The 22,977-nt window shown below is 72.0% G+C and carries 17 protein-coding genes and 1 pseudogene; 6 read left to right on the top strand and 12 right to left on the bottom strand.

Going from position 1 to position 22,977, the window contains the following annotated elements:
- The first annotated feature begins 130 nt into the window (after positions 1 to 130).
- Together ACIA8D_RS06200 and ACIA8D_RS06205 are read left to right on the top strand one after the other, a co-directional pair.
- Positions 131 to 640 (top strand): cupin domain-containing protein, encoded by a 510-nt coding sequence (locus ACIA8D_RS06200; RefSeq protein WP_399229183.1) that lies wholly within the window; start codon positions 131 to 133, stop codon positions 638 to 640.
- 22 nt (positions 641 to 662) lie between these two features.
- On the top strand, positions 663 to 1,592 hold the full coding sequence (locus ACIA8D_RS06205; protein WP_399229185.1) for an aldo/keto reductase family oxidoreductase: 930 nt from the start codon (positions 663 to 665) through the stop codon (positions 1,590 to 1,592).
- A gap of 40 nt (positions 1,593 to 1,632) precedes the next feature.
- On the opposite strand, the gene ACIA8D_RS06210 is transcribed toward ACIA8D_RS06205, so the two are convergent.
- From ACIA8D_RS06210 to ureA, 9 genes and pseudogenes are all read right to left on the bottom strand, one after another.
- Positions 1,633 to 2,877 (bottom strand): MFS transporter, encoded by a 1,245-nt coding sequence (locus ACIA8D_RS06210; protein ID WP_399229186.1) that lies wholly within the window; start codon positions 2,875 to 2,877, stop codon positions 1,633 to 1,635.
- A gap of 199 nt (positions 2,878 to 3,076) precedes the next feature.
- On the bottom strand, positions 3,077 to 3,988 hold the full coding sequence (locus ACIA8D_RS06215) for a collagen binding domain-containing protein (RefSeq protein WP_399229670.1): 912 nt from the start codon (positions 3,986 to 3,988) through the stop codon (positions 3,077 to 3,079).
- 27 nt (positions 3,989 to 4,015) lie between these two features.
- A pseudogene (locus ACIA8D_RS06220) lies at positions 4,016 to 6,220 on the bottom strand (MMPL family transporter); the annotation flags it as partial.
- Between the two features lie 111 nt (positions 6,221 to 6,331).
- Positions 6,332 to 6,922 carry a TetR/AcrR family transcriptional regulator gene (locus tag ACIA8D_RS06225; protein WP_399229188.1) on the bottom strand — a complete coding sequence of 197 codons (591 nt, stop codon included), beginning with the start codon at positions 6,920 to 6,922 and terminating at the stop codon, positions 6,332 to 6,334.
- 226 nt (positions 6,923 to 7,148) lie between these two features.
- Positions 7,149 to 8,834: a thiamine pyrophosphate-dependent enzyme gene (locus ACIA8D_RS06230; RefSeq protein WP_399229190.1), complete on the bottom strand. Its 1,686-nt coding sequence runs from the start codon at positions 8,832 to 8,834 to the stop codon at positions 7,149 to 7,151.
- The gene (locus ACIA8D_RS06235; RefSeq protein ID WP_399229191.1) at positions 8,831 to 10,165 is read right to left on the bottom strand and encodes an MFS transporter; all 1,335 of its coding nucleotides are present in this window, start codon (positions 10,163 to 10,165) and stop codon (positions 8,831 to 8,833) included. Before ACIA8D_RS06235 ends, ACIA8D_RS06230 begins: the two co-directional genes overlap by 4 nt.
- On the bottom strand, positions 10,162 to 11,880 hold the full coding sequence (locus ACIA8D_RS06240; RefSeq protein WP_399229192.1) for an amidohydrolase: 1,719 nt from the start codon (positions 11,878 to 11,880) through the stop codon (positions 10,162 to 10,164). Before ACIA8D_RS06240 ends, ACIA8D_RS06235 begins: the two co-directional genes overlap by 4 nt.
- 16 nt (positions 11,881 to 11,896) lie before the next feature.
- Positions 11,897 to 13,582 carry an urease subunit alpha gene (locus ACIA8D_RS06245; protein WP_399229193.1) on the bottom strand — a complete coding sequence of 562 codons (1,686 nt, stop codon included), beginning with the start codon at positions 13,580 to 13,582 and terminating at the stop codon, positions 11,897 to 11,899.
- Complete coding sequence (ureA, locus tag ACIA8D_RS06250) at positions 13,579 to 14,181, bottom strand: urease subunit gamma (RefSeq protein ID WP_399229195.1); 603 nt, start codon at positions 14,179 to 14,181, stop codon at positions 13,579 to 13,581. Before ureA ends, ACIA8D_RS06245 begins: the two co-directional genes overlap by 4 nt.
- Before the next feature lie 124 nt (positions 14,182 to 14,305).
- On the opposite strand from ureA, the gene ACIA8D_RS06255 reads away from it, so the two are divergent.
- On the top strand, positions 14,306 to 15,490 hold the full coding sequence (locus ACIA8D_RS06255) for a PucR family transcriptional regulator (RefSeq protein ID WP_399229196.1): 1,185 nt from the start codon (positions 14,306 to 14,308) through the stop codon (positions 15,488 to 15,490).
- Positions 15,491 to 15,582: 92 nt separating this feature from the next.
- Positions 15,583 to 16,416: an endolytic transglycosylase MltG gene (mltG, locus tag ACIA8D_RS06260; protein WP_399229198.1), complete on the top strand. Its 834-nt coding sequence runs from the start codon at positions 15,583 to 15,585 to the stop codon at positions 16,414 to 16,416.
- 247 nt (positions 16,417 to 16,663) lie between these two features.
- Here mltG and ACIA8D_RS06265 read toward each other — a convergent pair whose 3' ends face one another.
- Positions 16,664 to 18,019, bottom strand: coding sequence for an amidohydrolase (locus tag ACIA8D_RS06265; protein WP_399229200.1), 1,356 nt, complete (start codon positions 18,017 to 18,019; stop codon positions 16,664 to 16,666).
- Entirely contained in the window at positions 18,016 to 19,419 is a 1,404-nt protein-coding gene (locus ACIA8D_RS06270; protein WP_399229201.1) for an MFS transporter, read from the bottom strand. Before ACIA8D_RS06270 ends, ACIA8D_RS06265 begins: the two co-directional genes overlap by 4 nt.
- A 155-nt stretch (positions 19,420 to 19,574) precedes the next feature.
- On the opposite strand from ACIA8D_RS06270, the gene ACIA8D_RS06275 reads away from it, so the two are divergent.
- Positions 19,575 to 20,594: an Lrp/AsnC family transcriptional regulator gene (locus ACIA8D_RS06275; RefSeq protein WP_399229203.1), complete on the top strand. Its 1,020-nt coding sequence runs from the start codon at positions 19,575 to 19,577 to the stop codon at positions 20,592 to 20,594.
- 27 nt (positions 20,595 to 20,621) lie between these two features.
- Here the strand turns inward: ACIA8D_RS06275 and ACIA8D_RS06280 are convergent, their stop codons facing one another.
- Positions 20,622 to 21,059 (bottom strand): YdeI/OmpD-associated family protein, encoded by a 438-nt coding sequence (locus tag ACIA8D_RS06280; protein WP_399229204.1) that lies wholly within the window; start codon positions 21,057 to 21,059, stop codon positions 20,622 to 20,624.
- Between the two features lie 191 nt (positions 21,060 to 21,250).
- Between ACIA8D_RS06280 and ACIA8D_RS06285 the strand changes: the two genes are divergently transcribed.
- The gene (locus tag ACIA8D_RS06285; protein ID WP_399229206.1) at positions 21,251 to 22,957 is read left to right on the top strand and encodes an amidohydrolase; all 1,707 of its coding nucleotides are present in this window, start codon (positions 21,251 to 21,253) and stop codon (positions 22,955 to 22,957) included.
- Positions 22,958 to 22,977 lie beyond the last annotated feature (20 nt).

Below are 22,977 nucleotides of genomic sequence, written 5' to 3' on the forward strand. Positions count from 1 at the left end.
TTCATCGACTGTCAACGGACGCCTCTTGATGCCTCGGGCCGCAGCTCGCCCATTGCGCGGCCATTTACGCAGGTGAGAGCCCATGGATCGCTCTTGACAGCTTTTCTGCCGCCGCTCTAGCGTCGCCATCATGACCGAGCCGCTGACGACACCCGGTGAGGGTTTCCACCCCCATCTCCACGACGCCCCGAACTCTCCTTCCACTCCCCTGCGTTCGCGGCTGCACTACGTCCGCGGCGACGCCCTGGACGGCGACACCGCGCAGAGCGGCGGCATGCGGCGCTTCGCCGCCGTCAGCGGGAACACGGTGGGCTCCGAGAAGCTGTGGATGGGCCAGACCCACGTCGCCCCGTCGACCGCGTCCTCCGACCACCACCACGGCGAGTCCGAGACCGCGATCTACGTGGTGAGCGGGCACCCGGAGTTCGTGTTCCTCGACGACTCGGGCTCCGGCGAGGAGGAGGTCAGGCTGCGCACCTCCCCCGGCGACTACATCTTCGTCCCGCCGTACGTGCCGCACCGCGAGGAGAACCCCGATCCGTCCGACGAGGCCGTGGTCGTCATCGCCCGCAGCACGCAGGAGGCCATCGTGGTCAACCTGCCTAAGCTGTACGCGCTTTCGGATCCCGAGGACTCCTGACCGGCTCTGCGAGGATGGCCCCATGAAATCGATCTCTTTCCCCGGTGCCAAGGCGCCGTCCTCCAACGTCGTCCTGGGCCTGATGCGCATCGCCGAGATGGCCGACAAGGACATCCGCGCCCTCTACGACAGCGCCCGCGACGCCGGGATCAACAGCTTCGACCACGCCGACATCTACGGGCCCACGCGGCACGCCTGCGAGGAGCGCTTCGGGCAGGCGGTCACGCTGAGCGCCGCGGAGCGCGAGCCGATCGTCATCCAGAGCAAGGTCGGCATCAGGCCCGGCTTCTTCGACTTCTCGCGTGAGCACATCCTGCGCACCGTCGACGAGTCGCTGGCCGCGCTGCGCACCGACTACCTCGACATGCTCCTGCTGCACCGCCCGGACACCCTCGTGGAACCGGAGGAGGTCGCGGCAGCCTTCGACGAGCTGCACGCGGCGGGCAAGGTCGTGAACTTCGGTGTCTCCAACCACACGCCCGGCCAGGTCGAACTGCTGAAGTCGGCGGTGAACCAGCCACTGGTCGCCAATCAGGTCCAACTGAGCATCACGCACGCCCCGTTGATCGCTCAGGGTGTCGCCGCGAACATGGCGGGGCTCGACCAGTCGGTGAGCCGGGACAACGGGCTGCTCGACTACTCGCGGCTCAACAAGATGACTCTGCAGGCATGGTCGCCGTTCCAGAAGGGCTTCTTCGACGGCGTCTTCATCGGCGACCGCGAGAACTACGCGGAGCTCAACACCGCGCTCGACGAGCTGGCCGCGAAGTACGAGGTGACACCGACCGGCATCGCGGTCGCCTGGATCACCCGGCACCCGGCCGACATGCAGGTCGTGCTCGGCACCACCAACCCGGGGCGGGCCGCCGAGTCCGCGGCGGGCTCGGACATCCCGCTGACCCGCGAGGAGTGGTACCGGCTGTTCCGCGCGGCCGGGCACACCCTCCCGTAGCCGCACCGGGCCCCGCCTCCAAGGGCGGGGCCCACCGGGTTCACTCGCAGTGCTCCGGCGAGGGGCGCTCCCGCGTGAGCTCGCCGTCCGGCTGCGAGGCCACCGTCGCCGAGGAGCGCGACCCCACCGCCGGGGCGAGGAAGACGGCGAGCGTGGTGAACGCGAGGACGACCACCATGGCCGTACGCAGCCCGTAGTGGTCCCCGAGGAAGCCGAGGCACGGCGGTCCGACGAGGAACGCGACGTAGCCGAGCATCGCCACCAGGCTCACCCGCGCCGCCGGGTTCTCGCCCGAGTCACCCGCCGCCGAAAGTGCGACGGGGAAGCCGAGCGAGGCGCCGAGACCCCAGAACAGCACGGCCGCGCTGGCGAGGGCCGCGGAGTCGGAGAAGACGACCAGGGCGATGCCGACCGTCGCCGACACGGCGCTGGCCCGCACGACGGGCTTTCGGCCGAGCCGGCCGATGAAGTACCCGCCGACGAACCGGCCGATGGTCATGGCGGCGGCGAACCCGGTGTAGACGGCGGAACCGAGCGCGGGGTCCATGTCGTGGCCGTCGACCATGAGCAGCGGCAGCCAGTCGTTCGCGGCGCCCTCGGCGAGCGCCATGGCGAGGATGATGCCGCCGAGGAGCAGGAGTTGGCGGTCCCGCCACACCTTCGCCTTCGACGCGCCCTGCTCCGCGCCCGCCACCTTCGCGCCGCCGGACACCTTGCCCACACCGTTGGGCACGGCCCGGATCGCGTACCCGAACATCGCGGTGGTGACCGCGGCGACGGCGATCAGGTGCCACTGCACGGGGAAGTCGACGGCCGTGCAGAGGATGCCGACCGCCGCGCCGACGACCGTGCCCAGGCTGAAGAAGCCGTGCAGCGTCGGCAGGATGGTGCGCGCGGTGATCCGTTCCACCTCGGCGCCGTCGATGTTGATGGCGACCTCTCCCCCGCCCATTCCGGCGCCGAACAGGAGGAGTCCGGTGGTCACCAGCGGCGCGGATGAGGCCATCGCGCCGAGGCCGATGACGGCCATGCTGAAGGTGATCAGGACCGTCGCGACGCCCATCACGGGCCGGGAGCCGAACCGGCCGACGAGCGTGCCGGAGCACAGGATGCCGATCATCGAGCCGACCGAGAGCCCGAAGAGGACGAGCCCCATCTGGGCGGTCGACGCGCCCAGTTGGTCCCGGACGTCGGGTGTGCGCGTCACCCACGACGACATCGACAGGCCGGGTATGAGAAAGAAGAGGAACAGTGCCGTCCGCCTGCGGCGGGTGTCCAGGTCCATCGGTAGCGTGCTCTCTCTTGCGTGGAGATCGATTGCGTCGGGATCGATTAGGTGTTGATCGATTACGTGGAGATCGAGAAAAGGATCATCGACCACGCTCCCACATTCGTCGGGCGCGCGGGAGCCGTGCCGCACAGCCCAGGGGCGGCGCACACCGGTGTCGGTGTGCGCCGCCCCTGGGCCGCTTCCGGTAGGCGGGTCAGGCCTCCGGGTGCCGCAGCCTGATGTCGAGATCACCCGGCTCCGCGTCGCCCACCCGCAGCGTCTGCGCGGTCGGCGGGTACCCGGTGGCGATGACCGAGTAGTCGCCCGCGTCGAGGTCGGTGAAGGCGTACGCGCCGTCCGAGCCGGTCGTCGTCGTGGCGATCACATGGCCCGCCCCGTCGACCAGGGTGACCCGCGCGTCGGCCAACGGGCTGTCCTCCGTGCCCGCCCGGACCACGCCCTGCACCCGCTTGCCGACCCCGAGCACGAGCTCGACCCGGGTCACGCCCTGCGCGCCGGTCTCCACCTGCTGCGCGGTGGGCCGGAAGCCCGGCGCGTTGACGGCGAGCGTGAACACGCCGTTCACCAGGCCGCCGCAGGCGAAGTCGCCGTGCAGGCCGGTGCGCGCGGTGGCCACGACCTCGCCGCGGACGTCCGTGACGACGACGAGTGCCTCGGGCACCGGGCGGCCGCCGGACTCGCGCACCAGACCGGCGAGTCCGCCGGTGCCGGTGAGCAGGATGTCGTGCGAGAGGAGTTCGCCGTCCACGGTGACCGTCGAGGCCTGCGGCTGGTGGCCGTCGGCCGCGACGATCAGCACGTACGTGCCCGCGCCCGGTACGTCGAGGCTGTAGGAGCCACCGGCGTCGGTGACGGAGCGGCTGATCTGCCGGCCGCCCGTCGAGATCAGCGTGATCGCGGCGCGCGCCACGACCTCGCCGCCGCCGGTGCGGACGGTGCCGAGGATGCCGTTCCCGTTCGGGGTGAACGAGCGCGCTCCGCCGGCCTCCGCCGTGGACGCGGTCACGAGGTGCTTCTGCTGCTGTGCGGCGCCCTGCGCGCCGACCGAGGCCGTGACGAGCTCGCGCTCCGGCTCGGTCGGCCGGGGCAGCGCCCCGTCCGGCACCTCGTCGGCGGGCCGGGCCGCGCGGGCCTCGTCGAGTTCACGCAGGCCCTCGCCCTCGACGTCGACGTTGGGCAGCGCGCGGTCCAGCCACTTGGGCAGCCACCAGGCGCCGCGCCCGATGAGCGCGAGGACGGCCGGGACGATCGCCATGCGGACGATGAACGCGTCGAAGAATACGGCGACGGCGAGCCCGAAGCCGATCATCTTGATCATGGATTCGGTCGAGCCGATGAAGCCCGCGAACACGGCCATCATGATGACCGCGGCCGCCGTGACCACGCGGGCGCTGTACCGGAACCCGGTGACGATCGCCTCCTTGGCGCTCTCCCCGTGGACGTAGGCCTCGCGCATCCGCGTGACGAGGAAGACCTCGTAGTCCATCGCGAGTCCGAAGACGACCCCCACCATGAAGATCGGCATCATCGACATCACGGGCCCGGTCTCCTCGACGCCCATGAGGTCGGCGAGCCAGCCCCACTGGAACACGGCGACGACGGCGCCGAGCGCGGCGAGGACGGAGAGCAGGAAGCCGAGCGCGGCCTTCAGCGGCACCAGGATCGAGCGGAAGACGACGATCAGGAGCAGGAAGGCGAGGCCGACGACGAGTGCGAGGTAGGGCAGCAGCGCGTCGTTGAGCTTCTGCGACACGTCGATGTTCATCGCGGTGGAGCCGGTGACCATCAGCTCGGCGCCCGAGTCGGCCTTGATGCCGTCACCCGCGTCGCGGATGTCGTTCACCAGGTCCTCGGTGTCCGTCGAGGTCGGCTTCGACTTCGGGATGACGCTGAGCATCGCGGTGTCGCCGGACTTGTTGAACGTCGGTGGGGTCACCACGGCGACGTCGTCGAGCCCCTTGACGGTCTTGGTGACATCGGCGACCGCGGACTTCGGCTGGTCGCTGCCCTTGGCGTCGACGGCGACCATGAGCGGCCCGTTGAAGCCGGGGCCGAAGCCCTCGGAGAGCAGGTCGTACGCCTTGCGCTGGGTGGTGTCGGTGGGCTGCGAACCGTCGTCGGGCAGGCCGAGTTCGAGGGACGCGGCCGGCACGGCGGCCGTGCCCAGGGCGATCACGCCGAGCAGCAGCACGGCGACCGGGTGCTTGACGACGAGGCGCGCCCAGCGGGTGCCCAGGGCGGGCTTGGGCTCGGCGTGCTCGCCGTGTACGTGGCCCTGCCCCTGGGCCTTGTTCTCCGCCTTGCGCTGCTTGCGCTTGCTCTTGGCGCCGGCGGGGCGCACGCGGCGCCGCGCGATGCCGAGCAGGGCGGGGATCAGGGTCAGCGCGACGAGCACCGCGACGACGACGGTCCCCGCGGCGGCGAAGCCCATCTTCGTCAGCATCGGGATGTTGACGACGGCGAGGCCCACGAGCGCGATGACGACGGTCAGTCCGGCGAAGACGACGGCGGACCCGGCGGTACCGGCGGCCCGCCCGGCGGCTTCCTCGCGCTCACGGCCCTCGGCCAGTTCGGCTCGGTACCGGGACACGATGAACAACGCGTAGTCGATGCCGACGGCGAGGCCGATCATCATCGCGAGCGTCGACGTCGTCGAGTCCAGGTCGAGCGGCTTGGCGAGCGCGGTGATGGCGGAGACGCCGATGCCGACGCCGAACAGCGCGGAGACCAGCGGCAGTCCGGCGGCGATCAGCGAGCCCAGGGTGATCACGAGGACGACGGCGGCGACGACGACGCCGATGACCTCGGTCGAGCCGGTCTCGGGCACGGCCTGCAGCGCGTCGCCGCCGACCTCGACGGTGAGCCCTTCGTCACGGGCGCCCTGCGCCGTGTCCTTGAGCGCGTCGCGCGAGGACTCCTCCAGCTCCATGCCGGACACCTTGTACGACACCTGCGCGTAGGCGATGGTGCCGTCGCGGCTGACGGCCTTGGCCTTGAACGGGTCGGTCGCGCTCTGGACCTCGGAGCCGGCGCCGAGTTCCTTGACGGTGTCGCGTACGACGCTCTGGTTGGCGGCGGAGGTGATCTTCTCCCCGTCCGGTGCCTTGAACACGACGCGGGCGGTGGCGCCGTCGGCGCTGGCGTCAGGGAAGCGCTGTTCCAGCAGGTCGAAGGCCTTCTGGGCCTCGGTGCCCGGGATCGAGAAGGAGGAGGATGCGGCCGTGGGGGCCTGGGAGGCGCCCACGCCGACGGCGGCGAGGACCACCACCCAGAAGAGGGCGACGAAGTACCGTCGCCTGAAGGCGAATCGGCCCATTTTGTAAAGGAATCGAGCCACGAGGGCGTACTCCCGGTCAGGTCGTATGTGGTGCTGGGCAGGGGACTTCGGCCCGACGACGGTGAGCGGTGGCGTCAGGTGTGGGGGAAAACGGTGGTGTACGGGGGGGGATCAGGCGCAGAGGGCGGGGAGGACCACTGCGTCGATGTATGAGATGAGGTACTCCTGGGTGGGCGGCAGTTCGTCGATCACGCCGCGGGTCGCCATGGCGCCGACCATCAAGTGCAGCGTGTAGTCCATCGCCGGGTTGTCCTCGCGGATCTCACCCCGGGCGACGGCTCTCTGGAGGACCTGGTCCAGCTCCTCCAGTTCCGGTTCGATCAGCAACTCCCGGAACGCGCGCAGCAGATCCGGGTCGCTGTGCATCGCCATGGCGAGCCCGCGCATCAGCGCCGTCGACTCCTCGACCGAGCAGTCGTCGTGCCGACCGGCGAGTGTGTGCAGGTCCCCGCGCAGGGTGCCGGTGTCGATCTCGGCGATGTCGACCGGCTTGTGGTGCCGCATCGCCTTGACGACGAGCGCGGCCTTGCCGCCCCACTGGCGGTAGAGCGTGGCCTTGCTGGACCGGGTGCGGGCCGCGACGGCGTCCATGGTGAGCGCGTCGTATCCGACTTCACGCAGCAGCCCGAGCACGGCGTCGTACAACTCCGCCTCGCGCTCGGCCGTCATGCGTCTGCGCCGCACGGTGCCGGTCCCACTCACGCGCTGCTCCCCATCACGGCTGTGCCGAACGAAACGGTTTCGTACGACAGCAGACTAACCCGCCACCACAATGAAACGAAACCGTTTCGTACGTGGCCCGGGTCACGCGGTCCGCAAGTCGAGACGCTGATGTGTGCCCCGGGTCTTGGTGTCGATCAAACGTCCACCTCACGGCAGATGGATCAGGCCCACCGAGGCGCGCCTGATCCATCTGCGTTCCTGAAGGTCAGCCCGTGGCGCGGCCCCGCTCGCGCAGCGACGTGACGGTGACGCCGGGAGACAGGCGTCCCTCCGGCACCTTGAGGTGGATGATCGCCGCGCGGCCGCAGGTCAGTGCGCGGTCGAGGGCAGGGGCGAACTCCTCGGTCGTCGTGACCGTTTCGCCGTGGGCGCCGAAGGCCTGGGCGTACGCGGCGAAGTCCGGGTTGCCGAGGGCCGTGCCGCTGACCCGGCCCGGGTACTCCCGTTCCTGGTGCGCGCGGATCGTGCCGTACTGGGAGTTGTCCAGGACGAGGATCAGCGGGGCCGCGCCCTCGGCCACGGCGGTGGCGAGCTCCTGGCCGTTCATCAGGAAGCAGCCGTCCCCCGCGACGGAGACCACGCGGCGGTCCGGGTGCGCGATGGCGGCCGACACCGCGGCAGGCACGCCGTAGCCCATCGAGCCGTTGCGCGGGCCGAGTTGGCGCATGCCGTCGCGGTACGTCAGGAAGCGCTGCGCCCAGATGGCGTGGTTGCCCGCGCCGAAGGTGACGATGGTGTCCTCCGGGAGCCGGGTGTCGAGGTGGGCGAAGACCTCGCCGAGGTCGAGCGGGTCGCCGTCCGGTTCCGGTGTGCGATGCGCGAGGTGCGCGGCCCGCGCCTCCTTGGTGCGCTCCGCCCAGGCCACCGGCGTGGCCGGGCGCAGCGCACGTATCGCGGCGCCGAAGGCCTCGGGGGCGGCGAGCAGGGTGAGTTCGGCGCGGTGGACGACGCCGGGCGGCTGCGCCTCGGGGAGCACCTGCACCAGGCGCGGGCTGGCCGTGTCGTCGCCGACCGTGGGCAGCGACCGGTAGCCGTCCGTCGTGACGTCCCCCGGCGCCGCGCCGACGCTCACCAGCAGGTCCGCCTCGCGCACCCGCGCGGCGAGCGGCTTGGCTCGTCCGTAGCCGAGGTTGCCTACGTAGACCTCGGCCTCGTTGTCCAGCAGGTCCTGGCAGCGGAAGTCCACGGCGACGGGCAGCGACCAGGCCTCGGCCCAGGCGCGTACGTCGGCGCGCGCCCGGTCCGTCCAGCGGCTGCCGCCGAGCAGCACCAGCGGCCGCTCGGACGCGGTCAACAGGCCTTCCAGTACGGCGAGTTCCTCGTCCGATACGCCGCCCGCCGGCACCGGCAGCGGCCTGGCGTCGGCCACCTCGACGACATCCGTCAGCATGTCCTCCGGAAGGCCGAGGACCACGGGCCCCGGCCGCCCGCTGCTCGCGACGGCGAAGGCGCGGGCCACGTACTCGGGGACGCGGGCAGCGTCGTCGATCGTCTCGACGAGCTTGGCGTGGGTGCCGAACGTGCCGCGCAGGTCGATCTCCTGGAACGCGTGCCGGTCGGTGTGGCCGCGCGGCACGAGCCCGATGAACAGGACGAGCGGGGTGGCGTCCTGGTGGGCGGTGTGCAGGGCCACAAGGGCGTTGGTGGCGCCGGGGCCACGCGTCGTGAAGCACACCCCGGGGCGCCCGGTGAGCTTCCCCGAGGCCTCCGCCATGTATCCGGCGCCGCCTTCGTGGCGGCACACCACCATGCGGACCGGGGAGTCGTGCAGGGCATCGAGGACGGCGAGGTAGCTCTCGCCGGGCACACCGTAGACGGTGTCGACGTCGTGTGCCCGGAGCTGGTCGACGAGGACCTGGCCGCCGGTGCGGGCAAGGCGGTGCGGGGTCATGCGGGAACCTTTGCGTTCAGTGTGTCGCTGGAAGGAAGGGAGCCGTGCCGGCGCAGCACCGTGCCGGCCGCGACGGACCCGGCGACGGTGCAGGCGGCCACGCCGACGAGGAGCAGCGCGGCGCCCCAGGAGGCGCCGCCCGCCGCGCCGGTGACCGACGCCGCGATGAGCGGGATGAAGCCACCGAGGACCCCGGCGAGGTTGTACGACATGGCGACGGCGCTGTAGCGGAACTCCTCGGGGAAGAGCGAGGCGACGACCGCGCCGATCGGCCCGTACGGGATGGACAGCGCGCCGATGCCGAGCGCGACGCCGAGGTACACGAGCGGAGTCTGCTTGGTGTCGACGAGCCAGAAGGCGGGGAACGCCGCCACCATCGTGACGGCGGCGCCGATGGCGCACACCTTCCACGAGCCGATGCGGTCCGCGAGCCGCCCCCCGGCGATGATGACCGCGATCTCAACGACGGCGCCGACGACGGTGGCGTTGAGCATCGTCTGTTTGTCGATGCCGAGTTCACCGGTGCCGTAGCTGATGATGAACGTGGTCATCAGGAAGAAGCCGCCGACCCCGAGAAGCGCTGCCCCGACGCCGACGATCATGCGGCCCCAGGTACGGCGGAACGCCTCGACCAGCGGCGCGGGCGGCGGCCCGTTGCGCTCGGCGTCGTCCTGCATGGCACGGAAGACCGGGGACTCCTCGATGCGTACGCGCAGGTAGAGCGCGAAGCCGAGCAGCGGGAACGCGGCGAGGAACGGCAGCCGCCAGCCCCAGGAGTAGAAGGCGTCGTCGGGCAGCATGCCGACGAGGGCGAAGGCACCGCTGGACATCAACGTGCCGACCGGCGAGCCGAGTTGGGGCACGGAGGAGTAGCTGCCGTGCTTCTCCTTCGGGGTGTGTTCCAGGGTGAGCAGCATCGCCCCCGACCACTCGCCGCCCACCGAGATGCCCTGGACGAAGCGCAGGACGGTGAGCAGGGCAGGCGCCCAGAGGCCGATGGTGTCGTACGAGGGCAGGAGGCCGATACAGCCGGTGGTGGCGCCCATCATGACGACGGTGATGATGAGGGACACCTTGCACCCGTAGCGGTCGCCGATGTGACCGAAGATCACGGCGCCGATGGGCCGGGCCACGAAGCCGACGGCGAACGTGCCGAAGGAGGCGAGGGTGCCGGCCGCCGCGCTGAGGTCGGTGAAGAACAGCTTGTTGAAGACGAGCGCGGCGGCGGTGCCGTAGAGGAAGTAGTCGTACCACTCCAGGGCGGTGCCGCTGAACGCGCCGAACAACAGCCTTCTGACGTCCTTGAGCGGGGGCTTCACTGTGGTGCTCACGGGGTCTCCTGGGGAGGGGCGGCCTGGGTGGCCGGAGCGGAAGGGGGACCGTGGCGTGCGGGTGTGCGGGTGAGGGTGTGCGGATCGTGGGCGGGGTCGCCGCCCACGACGGTGGCGAGGACGCCGATCGCGCCGATGCGGTCTGGGTCCGTGCGGACGGGGTCGCCGTCCAGGACGGTGAGGTCGGCGAGGTACCCGTGGGCGAGCCGCCCCTTGCGTCCGCCGAAACCGGTGGCGAGGGCCGAGCCCTCGGTCCAGGCGCGCAGCGCGGCCAGGACCGGAACGCCTTCGTCGGGACCGTACGGCACCTGTGTTTCGGTCAGGCGCACGACCATCGACTGGATCGCGGGCAGCGGCGCGCCGGGTGCCACGGGCCGGTCGGAGCTGCCGGGGACGGGCAGCCCGAGGTCGAGGAAGGAGCGCATGCGGTACGACCAGCCGGTGCGCTCGGAGCCGAGTGCGGCGGCCATGGCGTCGCCGAAGGTGTGCAGGAAGTTGTGCTGCGGGACGGGGACGACGCCGAGTTCGGCGAAGCGGGCGAGCTGGTCCGGGCGGACGATCCCGGCGTGCTCGACGCGGTGGCGGACGCCGGGACGCGCCCGTTCCTTGTGGGCGCGGGCGAAGGCGTCGAGGGCCAGGTCGACGGCGCGGTCGCCGATGGCGTGCGCGGCGACCGTCCAGCCGGAGCGGTGCGCGGCGACGACGAGGTCGGTCATGGAGCCGGCGTCGCCCTGGAAGTAGCCGGTGGGCCGGTCCTCGTTGTGGGGGCATCCGCAGAAGGGTTCCGTGACCGCCGCCGTCCTGCCCAGCAGCGAGCCGTCGAGGAAGATCTTGACGGGGCCGAGGGAGAGCCGATCGTCGCCGAAGCCGGTGCGCACGCCGAGGTCGAGGCCGAGCGTGATGTCGTCGTCGGCGTGCGCGGTCAGCGGGTGCAGCACGTCGGAGGCGGCCATCAGCTGGGCGCGGGTGTGCAACCGGCCGGTCTCGCGGGCGAGTTGGTAGGCGGCCAGCTCCACCGGTGTCTGACCGATCCAGCCGCCGCCGATACCGGCCTCCGTGAAGCTGGTGACCCCTTCGGTGAGGTAGTGCCGGGTCGCCGCGTCGACGGCGTCGGCGACGGTCTCCACCGGGTACGGCAGCACCTGGCGCTGCGCGAGGCTCTGCGCGGTCTCCTCCAACAGGCCGTCGGGACGGCCGTGTTCGTCGCGCGAGACGACGCCGCCGTCCGGGTCGGGGAAACCGTCCTCAAGTGCCCCCGCCGCGCGCAGCACGGGTGTGTTGACGACGCATGCGTGCCCGGAGGTGTGCTTGATCCAGACGGGCCTGCCGCCCGCCGCGCGGTCGAGGGCGTCGCGGTGCGGCCAGTGGCCGCCGAGGTTGTTGTGGTCGAGTCCGGCGCCCAGCACCCAGGCGTCCGGGGCGAGGCCCTCGGCGTACGCGGCCACGGCGGCGTACACCTCGTCGACGGAGCGGGCCGTGGAGACATCGAGCTGGGTGAGGTTCAGGCCGAACCAGGCCGTGTGGCAGTGCGCGTCGTTGAAGCCGGGGACGACGGTGGCGCCGCCCGCGTCGAGCACCTTGCGCGCGCCGAGTCCGGCCACGTCCTCGTCGAGCCCGACGACGACGCCGTTCAGGACGCCGAGCGCGGTGGCGGTGGGCCGTTCGGGGTCGAGGGGGCGGATGTGGGCGTTGCGGACGAGCAGATCGAGCTGCATGCGGGCGTGGCCCCCCTCAGGCGAAGTGGTGCAGCTGCGCGAGCGGCAGCTCGGTGGCGGCCGGTGTCCCGGTCTCGACCCCGTCGACGAGGACGGGCGCGGGCTCGCGCGGCACCACCACCCGGGGCGTCGCCGTGTTGTGCAGCATGTCGGAGCGGGTCAGACCGCGGCTGTCGCGGATCGGGGCGTACGTCAGGCCACTCGGCAGTGCGGCCCGAGCGGCGCGGTCGTTGAGCGCGGCCTCGGCGACGAAGACCTTGGCGAGCCGGGCGGGCGCGGCGCCAAGGGACCCGAAGTAGGGCTTGTAGGAACGGGGTTGGGTCAGCCGGGTGGAGCCGGAGCCCGAGCCCGTGTTGCCCCACGCCACGAACCCGCCCTTGATGACCAGTTCCGGCTTGCTGCCGAACCACTTGGGGTCCCACAGCACCAGGTCGGCCATCCTTCCTGCCTGCACGGTGCCCACCTCGTGGGAGAGGCCGTGGGCAAGCGCCGGATTGAGGGTGATCTTCGCGAGGTAGCGCAACGCCCTTGTGTTGTCGGGGTGTTCCACTCCCCCGCCGCCGTTCGCGAGCGCCTGGACGTGGGCGAGCTGCCACGTCCTGCGCACGGTCTCCGCGATCCGGCCCATGCCCATGGAGTCGGAGTTGACGATGGAGATGGCGCCGAGGTCGTGCAGGGCGTTCTCGGCGGCGATGGCGTGCTCGCGGATCCGGCCCTTGGAGATGGCGACATCGCTCGCGGAGGCATGGTTCTGCCGGTGCACGGTCATCGTCATCGGGAACAGCTCGCCGACCGTGTTCGGGGTGTACGGCACGGTGGGCGTCGTCGACGAGGGCAGGATGTTCGGCTCGGAGAGGATCTCCAGGAGGTCGGGGTGACCGCCGCCGCCCTCCACGTGGTACGCGTGCACGGTGCGGCCCCGAGTGGCGCCGAGGGTGTCGCGCAAGTACCCCGACTCATTCATGGAGTCGGTGTGCAGCGCGACCGGGAGGTCGGCCTGTTCGGCGGTGTCCAGGCAGGTGTCGATGATGCGCGGGGTCGCCCCGAAGTCCTCGTGGATCTTGAAGCCGCCGGCCCCGGCGAGGGTGATCTCGTCGAGCAGTGCCCGCGAACTGGACGAACCCCGCGCCAGGAAGGCGATGTTGAGCGGGGTGTCCTGCCAGGCGCTCATCAGCGTGTGCAGATTGTGGGTCGGGTTGCAGCCGATCTCCCACACGCCGCCGAGCCCCATCCCGACGAGTGTGGTGACTCCGGCGGACAGCGCGGCGGGCGCCACCTCGGGCGAGGACAGGTGGACATGGCTGTCGACGACGCCGGGCGTCGCGATGAGCCCCTCCCCCGGCACCACGGAGGTGTGCGAGTCGATGGCGAACTCGACGTCCATCACGTCCGGGTTGCCGACGCCGCCGACGGAGACGATGCGGCCGTCCTTGATGCCGATGTCGGTCTTGCGCACACCGAGCACCGGGTCCATCAGGACGACACCGGCGACCACCATGTCGAGGGCCGAGTCGCGGTCGGAGCGCGGCGAGGCGAGCAGTCCGTCGCGGACCGTCTTGCCGCAGCCGCCGAGGAGTTCGTCGCCCGGGGTGCCGTCGTCGGCCTCGACCTCCACCCACAGGCAGGTGTCGCCGAGCCGGATCCGGTCGCCGGTGGTGGGCCCGTACAGGGCGTGGTACGTGCGGCGGTCGACGCTGGTCATGCGCGCTCCTGGGTCGTACGGGCCTTGTGGGCGGCGGGGATGACGACGACTTCTCGCTTCTCGCCGGGTTCGAAGGCGAGGGCGGTGCCGGCGGCGATGTCGAGCCGCAGGCCGCGGGCGGTGTCGCGGTCGAGTTCCAGCGCCTGGTTGGCCTCGTGCAGCGGGTAGTGCGAGGAGATGTAGACGACGCGGTCGCCGGTGTTGCGGATGGTGAGCATGGAACGCGGGCGGCCGACGTTGATCTCGACGGGTGGCGCATCGGCGGTGCGCACGGCGCCCGGTCCCTCGGCGCTGGCGGGCCCGATCGGCCGGTCGACGGCGACCAGCGAGGTGCCGCTCGGAAACAGCGCCTCCACCTGCACGGTCGTCACGATGTCGGCGACGCCCTCCAGCACGTCGTCGACGGTGAGCACCCGACCCGCCGTCTCGATCACCTCGTCGAGGCTCAGCCCGTCCCAGGCGGCCTCCAGGATCTCGTCGCAGATCAGGGCGATCGCCTCGGGCGCGTTCAGTCGGCGGCCGCGGGCGCGGCGCCTGCGCGCCAGTTCGGCGACGGTGAACAGCTGGAGCCGTTCCTGTTCACGAGGGGTCAAGTGCACGGTCGGATGGCCCTCCTGGTCGGCGGGCCCCGGACGCTCCGCCCAGGGATCGCACCAGGATCCTCGGCGCCGGGCACGGAACCAACGTTGAAACATCGCCCTCGCACCACCGAGAATTGGTCACATGCACAATTCCGAAGGCGGGGGCCGCCCCGGACTGCCCCCGACCTCGCCGCGCATCGCGGAACTCGCCGGGCAGTGTCTGGACAATGTGGACGACCTGATCGGGGACTGGCTGGAGATGGTCGGCCCGGTGCGCACCTCGTACGAGACCCAGGTGCCGGACATCCAGTTCCGCGATTCGGCCTGGCAGGCCTTCGAGTTGCTGCTGCGCACGGTGGCGCGGCTGCCGGTGCCGCCGCACATCGCGGACGTCTCGCGGCGGGTGGGCGAGGACCGGGCCCGGCAGGGCGTCCCGCTCGACGCGCTCCTGGAGGCGGCGCGGCTCGACTTCCGGGTGGTGTGGCAGGCGCTCGTGAACCGGGCGCGGCCGGAGGACATGGCCGATCTGGCGGGCTCGGCGTACCACGTGTGGGAGGCGGTCGAGCGGCACGTCACCGGGATCATGACGGCGTACCAGCGCACGGTCCTGGAGATGGGGCGCCGCGAGGAGGACGAGCGGCGCATGTGGTTCGCCCGGCTCCTGGAGACCGAGGGCCGCAATCCGACCGTCGTACGCGACGCGGGCCGCGCCCTGGGGTTCGCGGACGACGGCCGGTTCCTGTGCGCGGCGTCGTCCGCGGCGGCGGGCCCTGGGCTGCACCGGGCGGGCCTCGCGCTGCGCGGGGCGGGGGCCGCGGTGCAGCAGCAGATGGTCGGCGGGGACGCGGTCCTGGTGGTGCAGCTCAGCAGCCGTACCACCCGCCCGTACATCCTGGACCAGTTGCACGACTCGCCGTGCGGGGTGGCACCGCAGGCGGCCGGGCTCGCCGCCGTGCCGCGGGCCACGGTGCTCGCGGTGGCGACGGCGCAGGTGCTGCCCGCCGACACGTGCTCGCCGCGGCTCCTGGAGGACAGCTGGCTCGACGTCCTCGCGCACCGGGCGGGCGACTTCGGCCGGGACCTGGCGGCCGATGTGCTGGGCGCGCTGCACGGGCCAGGGGTCACGCGCGGCGAGGCGGACCGGCTGCTGCACACGGTGCGGGTCCATCTGGCGGGCTCGGGCTCCATCGCGGACACGGCCGACGCGCTGTACTGCCACCGCAACACGGTGCAGCACCGCTTCAACCGGTTCCACGAACTGACCGGGCGCGATCTGCGCCGACCCGCGGACGCGGCGCTCCTCGCGGTTGCGTTGCGGGTGCGGTGAGGTGTGCCCTGCGACGTGGTCGCGGACTCGGGGCGCTGCCCCTGACCCCGCTGCTCAATCGCCGCAGGGGCTTGATCGGCTAGCGTTCCCCTGTGCCTGAGGATGAGACAGAGACGAAGCGCCGACTCGGCCGGCGCGGCAAGCTGATCGTGCTGGCCGTCGTGGCCCTCGCCGTCGTCGCCGCCGTGGTCGTGCCGCTGGTGGTGGTATTCGGCGGCAAGGAGACCGGGAGGTCCGAGAAGCTCGTCGTCCCCGAGGGATACCGCGCGAGCCAGGTGTACGAGGCCGTGGACAAGGCCCTCGCGGTCGACTCCGGAACCACGAAGAAGGCCGCGTCGAAGGCGCACCTCACGCTGCCCGGCGACGCGAACGGCAACCCCGAGGGCTATCTGTTCCCGGCCACGTACCCCGTGGACAAGGACACCACCCCGGCGTCCCTCCTGTCGTACATGACCAACACGGCGGACCAGCGGCTGAGGGCCGACCACATCACCAAGGGCGCGGACGCCAACGGGGTCTCCGTGTACGAGACGGTCGTGATCGCCAGCATCGTGCAGGCGGAGGCCGACACCCACGAGGACATGGGCAAGGTCGCCCGGGTCATCTACAACCGGCTCGACCAGGGCATGCCGCTCCAGATGGACTCCACCATCAACTACGCCCTGAACCGCTCGACGCTCGACACCAGCCACGCGGACACGAGGACGGACAGCCCGTACAACACGTACGAGCACAAGGGCCTGCCGCCCACACCGATCGGGAATCCGGGCGAGGACGCCATCGACGCGGCGATCGCGCCGCCCAAGGGCGACTGGCTGTACTTCGTGACGGTCGGGCCCGGGGACACCCGGTTCACCGACAGCTACGAGGAACAGAAGAAGAACGTCGAGGAGTTCAACTCGCGTCAGGCGAGCGCCAAGGAGTAGCGCGCGAGGTGGGGCGCGAAGGCGGGGGACTCGGACAGGCGTCGCAGAGCCGTCGTTGGTGGCGGCGATGCCGAGGAATTCCACGGGCATGGGGTGGGCCTTTCGAAAGCGGCGAAATCCGCCTGCGGGCGAGAGGAACAGCCGTGCGCACAGGTGGGATTGACGACGCGTCACTCTGATGGGTCGCTACGGATGCGTCGACGCGGGGCGTCGTGGCAGGGGGCGCGGCGGCAGCGCGCGCGAGGCGTCAGAACCCGGCCCGCGAAGGGGGCCCCGAGGGAGTCGCCGAGAAAGAGATGGGCCGGTCAGAGGGCCCGCGCTGGGTCCTGCGCCGTTCGACACCGGCAAGGAGCCGGCTCCGCTGTTCGTCGTCCGTCGCCGCGGCCGCCGCGGCCAGGGCGAGCGACGCCGCGGCGTCGGTGACGGCGCGGTCCGCGCCGGGGGTGGTGCCGTGTGCCGCGAACTCGACGGTGTGCTGGCTCGCGCCCGCGGTGTCGTAGCCGATGGTGGGGTGGATCGCGGGCAGGAGGCGGGAGACGTTGCCCATGTCGGTCGACGCGGTGGTGTCTCCGTGCCGGGACAGCGGGGTGCGGCCGAGGGAGCGGGCGGCGGCCGCGTAGGCCTCGGTCAGGAACGGGTCCTGACGCAGGTCCGCGAAGTCCCGCCCGTGCGGGACGAGTTCGAGCTCGGCGCCGGTGGCGAGGGCGCCCGCCTCGAAGCAGGCGCGGACCCGGCGCTGGACCGCCGTGAGCTGTTCGACCGTGGGGGCGCGCACCTCGTAGCGTGCGCGGGCGGTGTCGGGGATGACGTTCGGGGCCCGGCCCCCGTCGGTGACGATGCCGTGGACCAGGGAGCCCGGCGGCAGTTGCTGGCGCAGCACGCCGATCGCGGTCTGGGCGACGGTCAGCGCGTCGAGCGCGTTGACACCTTCCCAGGGCGCGAGGGCCGCGTGGGCCGGGCGGCCCCGGTAGGTGATGTCCCAGGCGCCGATCGCGAGGGAGGAGGCGCCGACGGAGTCTTCCTGGGCGGCGTGCGCCATCAGCGCCGCCGCCACGTTGTCGAAGACGCCCGCGTCGATGAGCAGCACCTTGCCGCCGATGTCCTCCTCGGCGGGGGTTCCGATGAGCCGTACGGTGACGTCGAGCCGGTCCGCGACGGCCGCGAGGCCGAGCGCCGCGCCGACCGCCGCCGCGCCGTTCACGTTGTGCCCGCAGGCGTGGCCGATGCCGGGCAGCGCGTCGTACTCGGCGCAGAAGGCGAGCACCAACTCGCCGCTGCCGTAGGTCGCGTCGAGTGCGGTGGGCAGCGAGTCGAGGGGGCGGGACACCGTGAAACCGGCCGCCTCGAGAAGCTCTGCGATCTTCGCGGCCGAGCGGTGTTCCTGGAGGGCGGTCTCGGGTTCGGCGTGCAGGCCGTGGCTGAGCGCGACGAGGCGCTCGCGCCAGGTGCGGACGGCCAGCGTCACCGCGTCGTGCAGGGCGCCCGGGTCGTGCAGGGAGCCAGAGCCGTGCGGGGAGCCGGCGTCGTACAAGGAGCCGGAGTCGTACAAGGAGCCGGAGTCGTACAAGGAGCCGGAGTCGTGCAGGGATTTCGAGGTCGTCACGCGAGACTCTCCTTCGCGTCGGTGTGTACGTCGATGTCGGCCGCGGCCCCTCCCTTGCCCGCACCCGCACCCCCGCCCCCGTACAGCAGCGCGAGTCCCCCTCCGAGGAGTGCGACGACGGCACACGTGCCCCAGCCCCACACGAACCCGGAGAGCGCGATGTGGCCGCCGAGCTGGTGTGCCGAGAAGAGCGCGCCGAGCACGGCGGCGCCGATCGCCGCGCCCAGGGACAGCGCGAGTTCGTTGATGCCGACGGCCAGCGCGGTCTGCCGCTCGGGCACGATCTCCGCCGACAGCGTCCGCGTGATCGATTCGAAGACGCCGGTGGCGAGGCCGACGACCAGCGCCGAGGCGACGTACTGCGGGAGTGTGGCGTGGAAGAGGATCATGCCGAGGAAACCGAGTCCGATGAGGGCGCCGCCGGTGGCCAGGACGGCGCGGTCGCCGATGCGGCGGGCGAGGCGCGGCGTGGCCGTGGAGCCGGCGAAGCCCAGCACGACCATGGCCAGGGACACCGTCGCGATGGACTGCGGGCCGAGTCCCATGCCGTAGCCGACGGCGTCGGGGTCGGCGCCGAGGAACAGGGCGTTGGCGCCGAGGAAGCCGATGCACCCGAAGGCCGCGCAGAACGTGTGCGCGCTGACCGCCGCGAGCCGCCGGTCGCGCAGCATGCGGACGCTCACCAGCGGCTGGGCCGCGCGGCGCTCCACCGTCACCCAGGCGACGAACGCCGCCACCGCGAGGGCTCCCGTGCCCAGGGAGCGGGCCGAGGCCCACCCCCACGTGCCGCCCTGCGCGAGCACCAGGACCAGCGCCACGAGTCCGACGGTCAGCAGCGCCGCCGCCCCGTAGTGGAACCGGCCGCCGAACTCCCCGTCGCTGTCCGGCAGTACGAGGCCCGCGGCCAGGGCGAGCACCGCCACCGGTACCGCCGCCCACAGCCCGGCCTCGGCGTGCCGCTCGCTGAGGGCGCCGGCCACGAGGCCGCCGACGCCGATGGCGATCAGCAGGGCGCCGACGAGCAGCGACATCCCAGTGCGACCGCGTTCGGGGGCGCGGGACCGCAGGATTCCGGCGAGCAGCGGGAAGAACCCGACCACCGCGCCCTGGAGGACCATCCCGACGGCGAGTGTCACCACCGTCGGCCACATCGCCATCAGCAGCGACCCGGCCGCGACCATCGTGAGGGCCACCCGCAGCAGGCGGCGGTGGCCGTAGAGGTCGCCGAGGCGCGAGAGCAGTGGTGTGAGCACGGCGAACGCGCACTGCGACAGCAGATAGAGATTGTTCTGGGCCACTCCCCCGATGCCGAGCCGCTGCCCCAGCTCGGGGAGCAGCGGGGTGAGATAGCCCTGGACGACGCCGCTGAACACGACGACCACCGCCATCGCACCGAGCATGCCGCGGCCGGTACCGACCGCCGATCCACCTGTGCCCACGTCTGCGCCCACTGAGGACGTCCCTTCTGGCCGGAATCGAATGCGGTGGCTACTGTGCGGGCTGCGGTCGCACGGGTCCGCGGATTCGTCGGAAACGAGCAGGGAAAGGCCGCCCGATGCGAGAAACAGTCACGGTGAGCGAGCTGGATCTGGCACTCGTCAACGCCCTTCAGCTGCGCCCCCGCGCCTCCTGGACCGAGCTCGCACCGCCGCTGGGTGTCACCGCGAGCACCCTCGCCCGTCGCTGGGAGCGGCTGACCGAAGAGGGGCTCGCGTGGGTGTACGCGGCGCCGGGGCGGGAGTTCTCGCGCACGCGCTGCACGGCGTTCGTGCTGGTGCGCTGCCGGCCCGGCACCCGCGCGCGTATCGCCGAGGAGCTGTGCGAGCGGCCCGAGGCCGTGACCATCGAGCTGACCGGGCCCGGCAGCGCCGATCTGCTCATCGACGTCCTCGCCCCCGACCTGCCCGCCCTCACCCGGTTCGTGACGACACACCTCGAACCGCTGCCGGGTGTCACCGCGGTCGACTGTCTCTTCGCCACGTCCCTCTACGTGGAGGGCAGCCGCTGGCGGCTCCGTTCGCTGGATCCGGCGCAGCTCAGTGCCCTGGGCCGGGCGGGCGCGCGCCCGCCGGAGCCGGCGGTGAGCGTCGAACTCGACGCGGTGGACCGGGGGTTGCTCGACTCCCTGGTCGGCGACGGCCGCCTCGGCCTCGCGGCGCTCGCCGAACACACCGGAACCAGCCCCGCCACCGTCCGCCGCCGCCTGCACCGGCTCACCGACTCGGGTGTGCTCACCCTGCGCTGCGACATGGCGAACGCGCTCGCGGGCCGTCCGCTGCCGGTCTCGCTGCTCGGCCGCGTCCCGGCCCGTGACATCGCCGCCGTCCACCGCGCGCTCGCCGCGCTGCCCGAGTGCCGTCTCGTCGCCGCGGTCACCGGCCGGACCAATATCTTCGCCACCCTGTGGGTGCGGGACCTCGGTGACATCCAGCGCCGCGAGACCGCCCTGGGCGCGCGCCTGCCGACCCTGGAGTTCACCGACCGGATCGTGGGCCTGCACACGGTCAAGCGCATGGGCCACCTGCTGGACGAGGACGGCCGACGCGTCGGGGTGCGCCCGATCAGGCCGTGGTGAGCATCGCCACGGGGCGCCCGCTTCCTCCTACTCCGTCCGCAGCGACTCCAGCGCCTTCTCGATGCGTCGCGCCCGCGTCTCGGGCTTCTTCGCCGACTCGACGGCGAGGACGTGCTGCCGCTTCCGGCTGTGGGAGAGGGCGTCGTAGGCGGCGCGGGCGGCCGGATCCGCGTCGAGGGCGCGGGCGAAGTCCTCGGGTTCGGTCACGGTGCGGGGCTCGGTGTCGAGCCGCAGGTCGACCTCGACCTCCTCGCCCGTCTCGATGCCCGCGGCCTCCCGGTTGGCCTTGCTCAGGCCGAGCAGGCAGCGGCCGCGCATGATGGCGACGCGGCTGCGCCAGGTGTGTCCGTTGATCGTGATGACCACGGGCGGCCGCTTGCCGCCGCCGAGTCCGTCCACGAGCTCCGCGGGCACCTCCAAGCCGTGCATCGGCTCCGGGGGTTCGACGTAGGTCCGGAACTTCATGTGCTGCTCCTGTTCGCGCAAGGGCCGTCCAATCGGGAGCGTAGGGGATCTTGACCACCAGGCAGTGACTGCTTAGCTTCGGTCAGTGATTCGATTCGATCATCTTGAGGCCAACTCCACTGGCCGCACACCTTGTTGCAGGGAGACGTCGAATGTGTGAGTCCTGCTGCCCCACGCCCCGTACGCCGCGCATGAGCCGCGCGCAATTCCTGCAGCTGGCGGGCGCGGGGGCCGCCGCGGCGGCCGTGTCCGGGGCGTTCGCCGGGTCGGCCGCCGCCGCTTCCCGGCCGGCGAAGCCCGGGAGTGCGGGGCCGTTGCTGGTCGACAACGTACGTGGCTGCACGCTCTCGCGCGGCAAGCTGCGCAGATTCTCCCGGATGCTGCTCACCCCCGAGGGGCGTGTCGCCGCGCTCGACGTCGGCGCGGCGCCGAAGGGCATACGCCGGCTCGACGGCCGCGGCCGGGTACTGCTGCCCGGACTGCACGACGCGCACGGGCACTTGTGGGGGCTCGGCGCCCTCGCCGTCGAGCTGAACCTCGTCGGGACCCGTTCCCTGAAGGAGGCGATGGACCGGCTCGCCGCGTACGACACCGCGCACCCCGACGACGCGTGGATCCTCGGCCGCGGCTGGAACGAGGTCGTGTGGGGGCTCGGACGGCTGCCCAACGCCGCCGACCTCGACGCGGTCGTCGACGACCGGCCGGTGTGGCTCGGCCGGGTGGACGGCCACGCGGGTGTCGCCAACACGGCGGCACTGAAGGCCGTGGGCGTCACCGCGGACACCCCCGACCCCGACGGCGGCCGGATCGTGCGCGACGCCGCCGGCAATCCGACCGGAGTCCTCATCGACGCGGCGCAGTCGCTGGTGGAGGACAAGCTCCCCGAGCCCACGCTCGACGACGTACGCGCCCGTGCGCGCGCCGCGCAGAAGCAGCTCGGCAGCGTGGGCATGACGTCCGTGTCGGAGGCGGGCACGGACGCGAGCGGCGTCGTCGTGCTGCGGCAGCTCGCGGACGAGGGCGCGCTGACGGTCCGCGTGAACGCCTTCCTCTCCTACAAGGCGTTCACCGACATCGGAGCGGATGCCCGCACCGACTCCTACGCCGACGACATGGTCCGCATCCGCACCGTGAAGCAGTACATCGACGGCGCGCTCGGCAGCCACGGCGCCGCGCTCCTCGCACCGTACGCCGACGACCCGGACACCAGCGGGCTGCTCCAGGTGGAGCCGGAGGAACTTCAGCGGCGCGTGGAGCAAGTGGTGCGCGGCGGCTACCAGTCGGCGGTGCACGCCATCGGCGACCGCGGCAACCGCGTCGTCCTGGACGCGTACGAGCAGACGTTCCGGCGCGTCGGCGACGCCGGGATGCGGCACCGGATCGAGCACGTACAGGTGCTCTCGCCCGAGGACATTCCGCGGCTGCGCAGGCTCGGCATCATCGCCTCGATGCAGCCGGTGCACGCCACCGACGACATGAACATGGCTGAGGACCGGATCGGGGCCGAGCGCATCAAGGGCGCGTACGCCTGGCGCACGTTGATCGACCAGGGCACGCACCTGCCGTCCGGTTCGGACTTCCCCGTGTCGTCCGAGAACTCCTTCGACGGTCTGCACGCCGCCGTCACCCGCACGGACCGGGACGGCAAGCCGGCAGGCGGCTGGCACCCGGAGCAGGCCATGACGCCGGTGGAGGCGCTCCGCTCCTTCACACTGGAGCCCGCCCACGCCGCACACCAGGAGCACGTCCTCGGCACCCTGGAGCCGGGCAAATGGGCCGACTTCGTCCTCACCGACACCGACCCGTTCGCCCTGCCGTCCGGCCGCGCGGTGTGGCAGACGAAGGTCCTCCAGACGTGGGTCGCGGGCAAGCGGGTCGGCGAGTACGGCGACCTGTAAAGCGCGGCCGTCGGCCCGCT

This window comes from Streptomyces sp. NPDC051684, from assembly GCF_044453445.1.
Lineage (GTDB): Bacteria > Actinomycetota > Actinomycetes > Streptomycetales > Streptomycetaceae > Streptomyces.

What these genes read in the sequence shown, in the direction of transcription:
- ACIA8D_RS06200 (WP_399229183.1), top strand. Translation starts at nt 131, where the DNA reads ATGACCGAGCCGCTGACGACACCCGGTGAGGGTTTCCACCCCCATCTC.
- ACIA8D_RS06275 (WP_399229203.1), top strand. Translation starts at nt 19,575, where the DNA reads ATGCGAGAAACAGTCACGGTGAGCGAGCTGGATCTGGCACTCGTCAAC.
- ACIA8D_RS06205 (WP_399229185.1), top strand. Translation starts at nt 663, where the DNA reads ATGAAATCGATCTCTTTCCCCGGTGCCAAGGCGCCGTCCTCCAACGTC.
- ACIA8D_RS06270 (WP_399229201.1), bottom strand. Translation starts at nt 19,419, where the DNA reads ATGCTCGGTGCGATGGCGGTGGTCGTCGTGTTCAGCGGCGTCGTCCAG.
- ACIA8D_RS06255 (WP_399229196.1), top strand. Translation starts at nt 14,306, where the DNA reads ATGCACAATTCCGAAGGCGGGGGCCGCCCCGGACTGCCCCCGACCTCG.
- ACIA8D_RS06210 (WP_399229186.1), bottom strand. Translation starts at nt 2,877, where the DNA reads ATGGACCTGGACACCCGCCGCAGGCGGACGGCACTGTTCCTCTTCTTT.
- ACIA8D_RS06230 (WP_399229190.1), bottom strand. Translation starts at nt 8,834, where the DNA reads ATGACCCCGCACCGCCTTGCCCGCACCGGCGGCCAGGTCCTCGTCGAC.
- ACIA8D_RS06245 (WP_399229193.1), bottom strand. Translation starts at nt 13,582, where the DNA reads ATGACCAGCGTCGACCGCCGCACGTACCACGCCCTGTACGGGCCCACC.
- ACIA8D_RS06285 (WP_399229206.1), top strand. Translation starts at nt 21,251, where the DNA reads ATGAGCCGCGCGCAATTCCTGCAGCTGGCGGGCGCGGGGGCCGCCGCG.
- ACIA8D_RS06280 (WP_399229204.1), bottom strand. Translation starts at nt 21,059, where the DNA reads ATGAAGTTCCGGACCTACGTCGAACCCCCGGAGCCGATGCACGGCTTG.
- ACIA8D_RS06240 (WP_399229192.1), bottom strand. Translation starts at nt 11,880, where the DNA reads ATGCAGCTCGATCTGCTCGTCCGCAACGCCCACATCCGCCCCCTCGAC.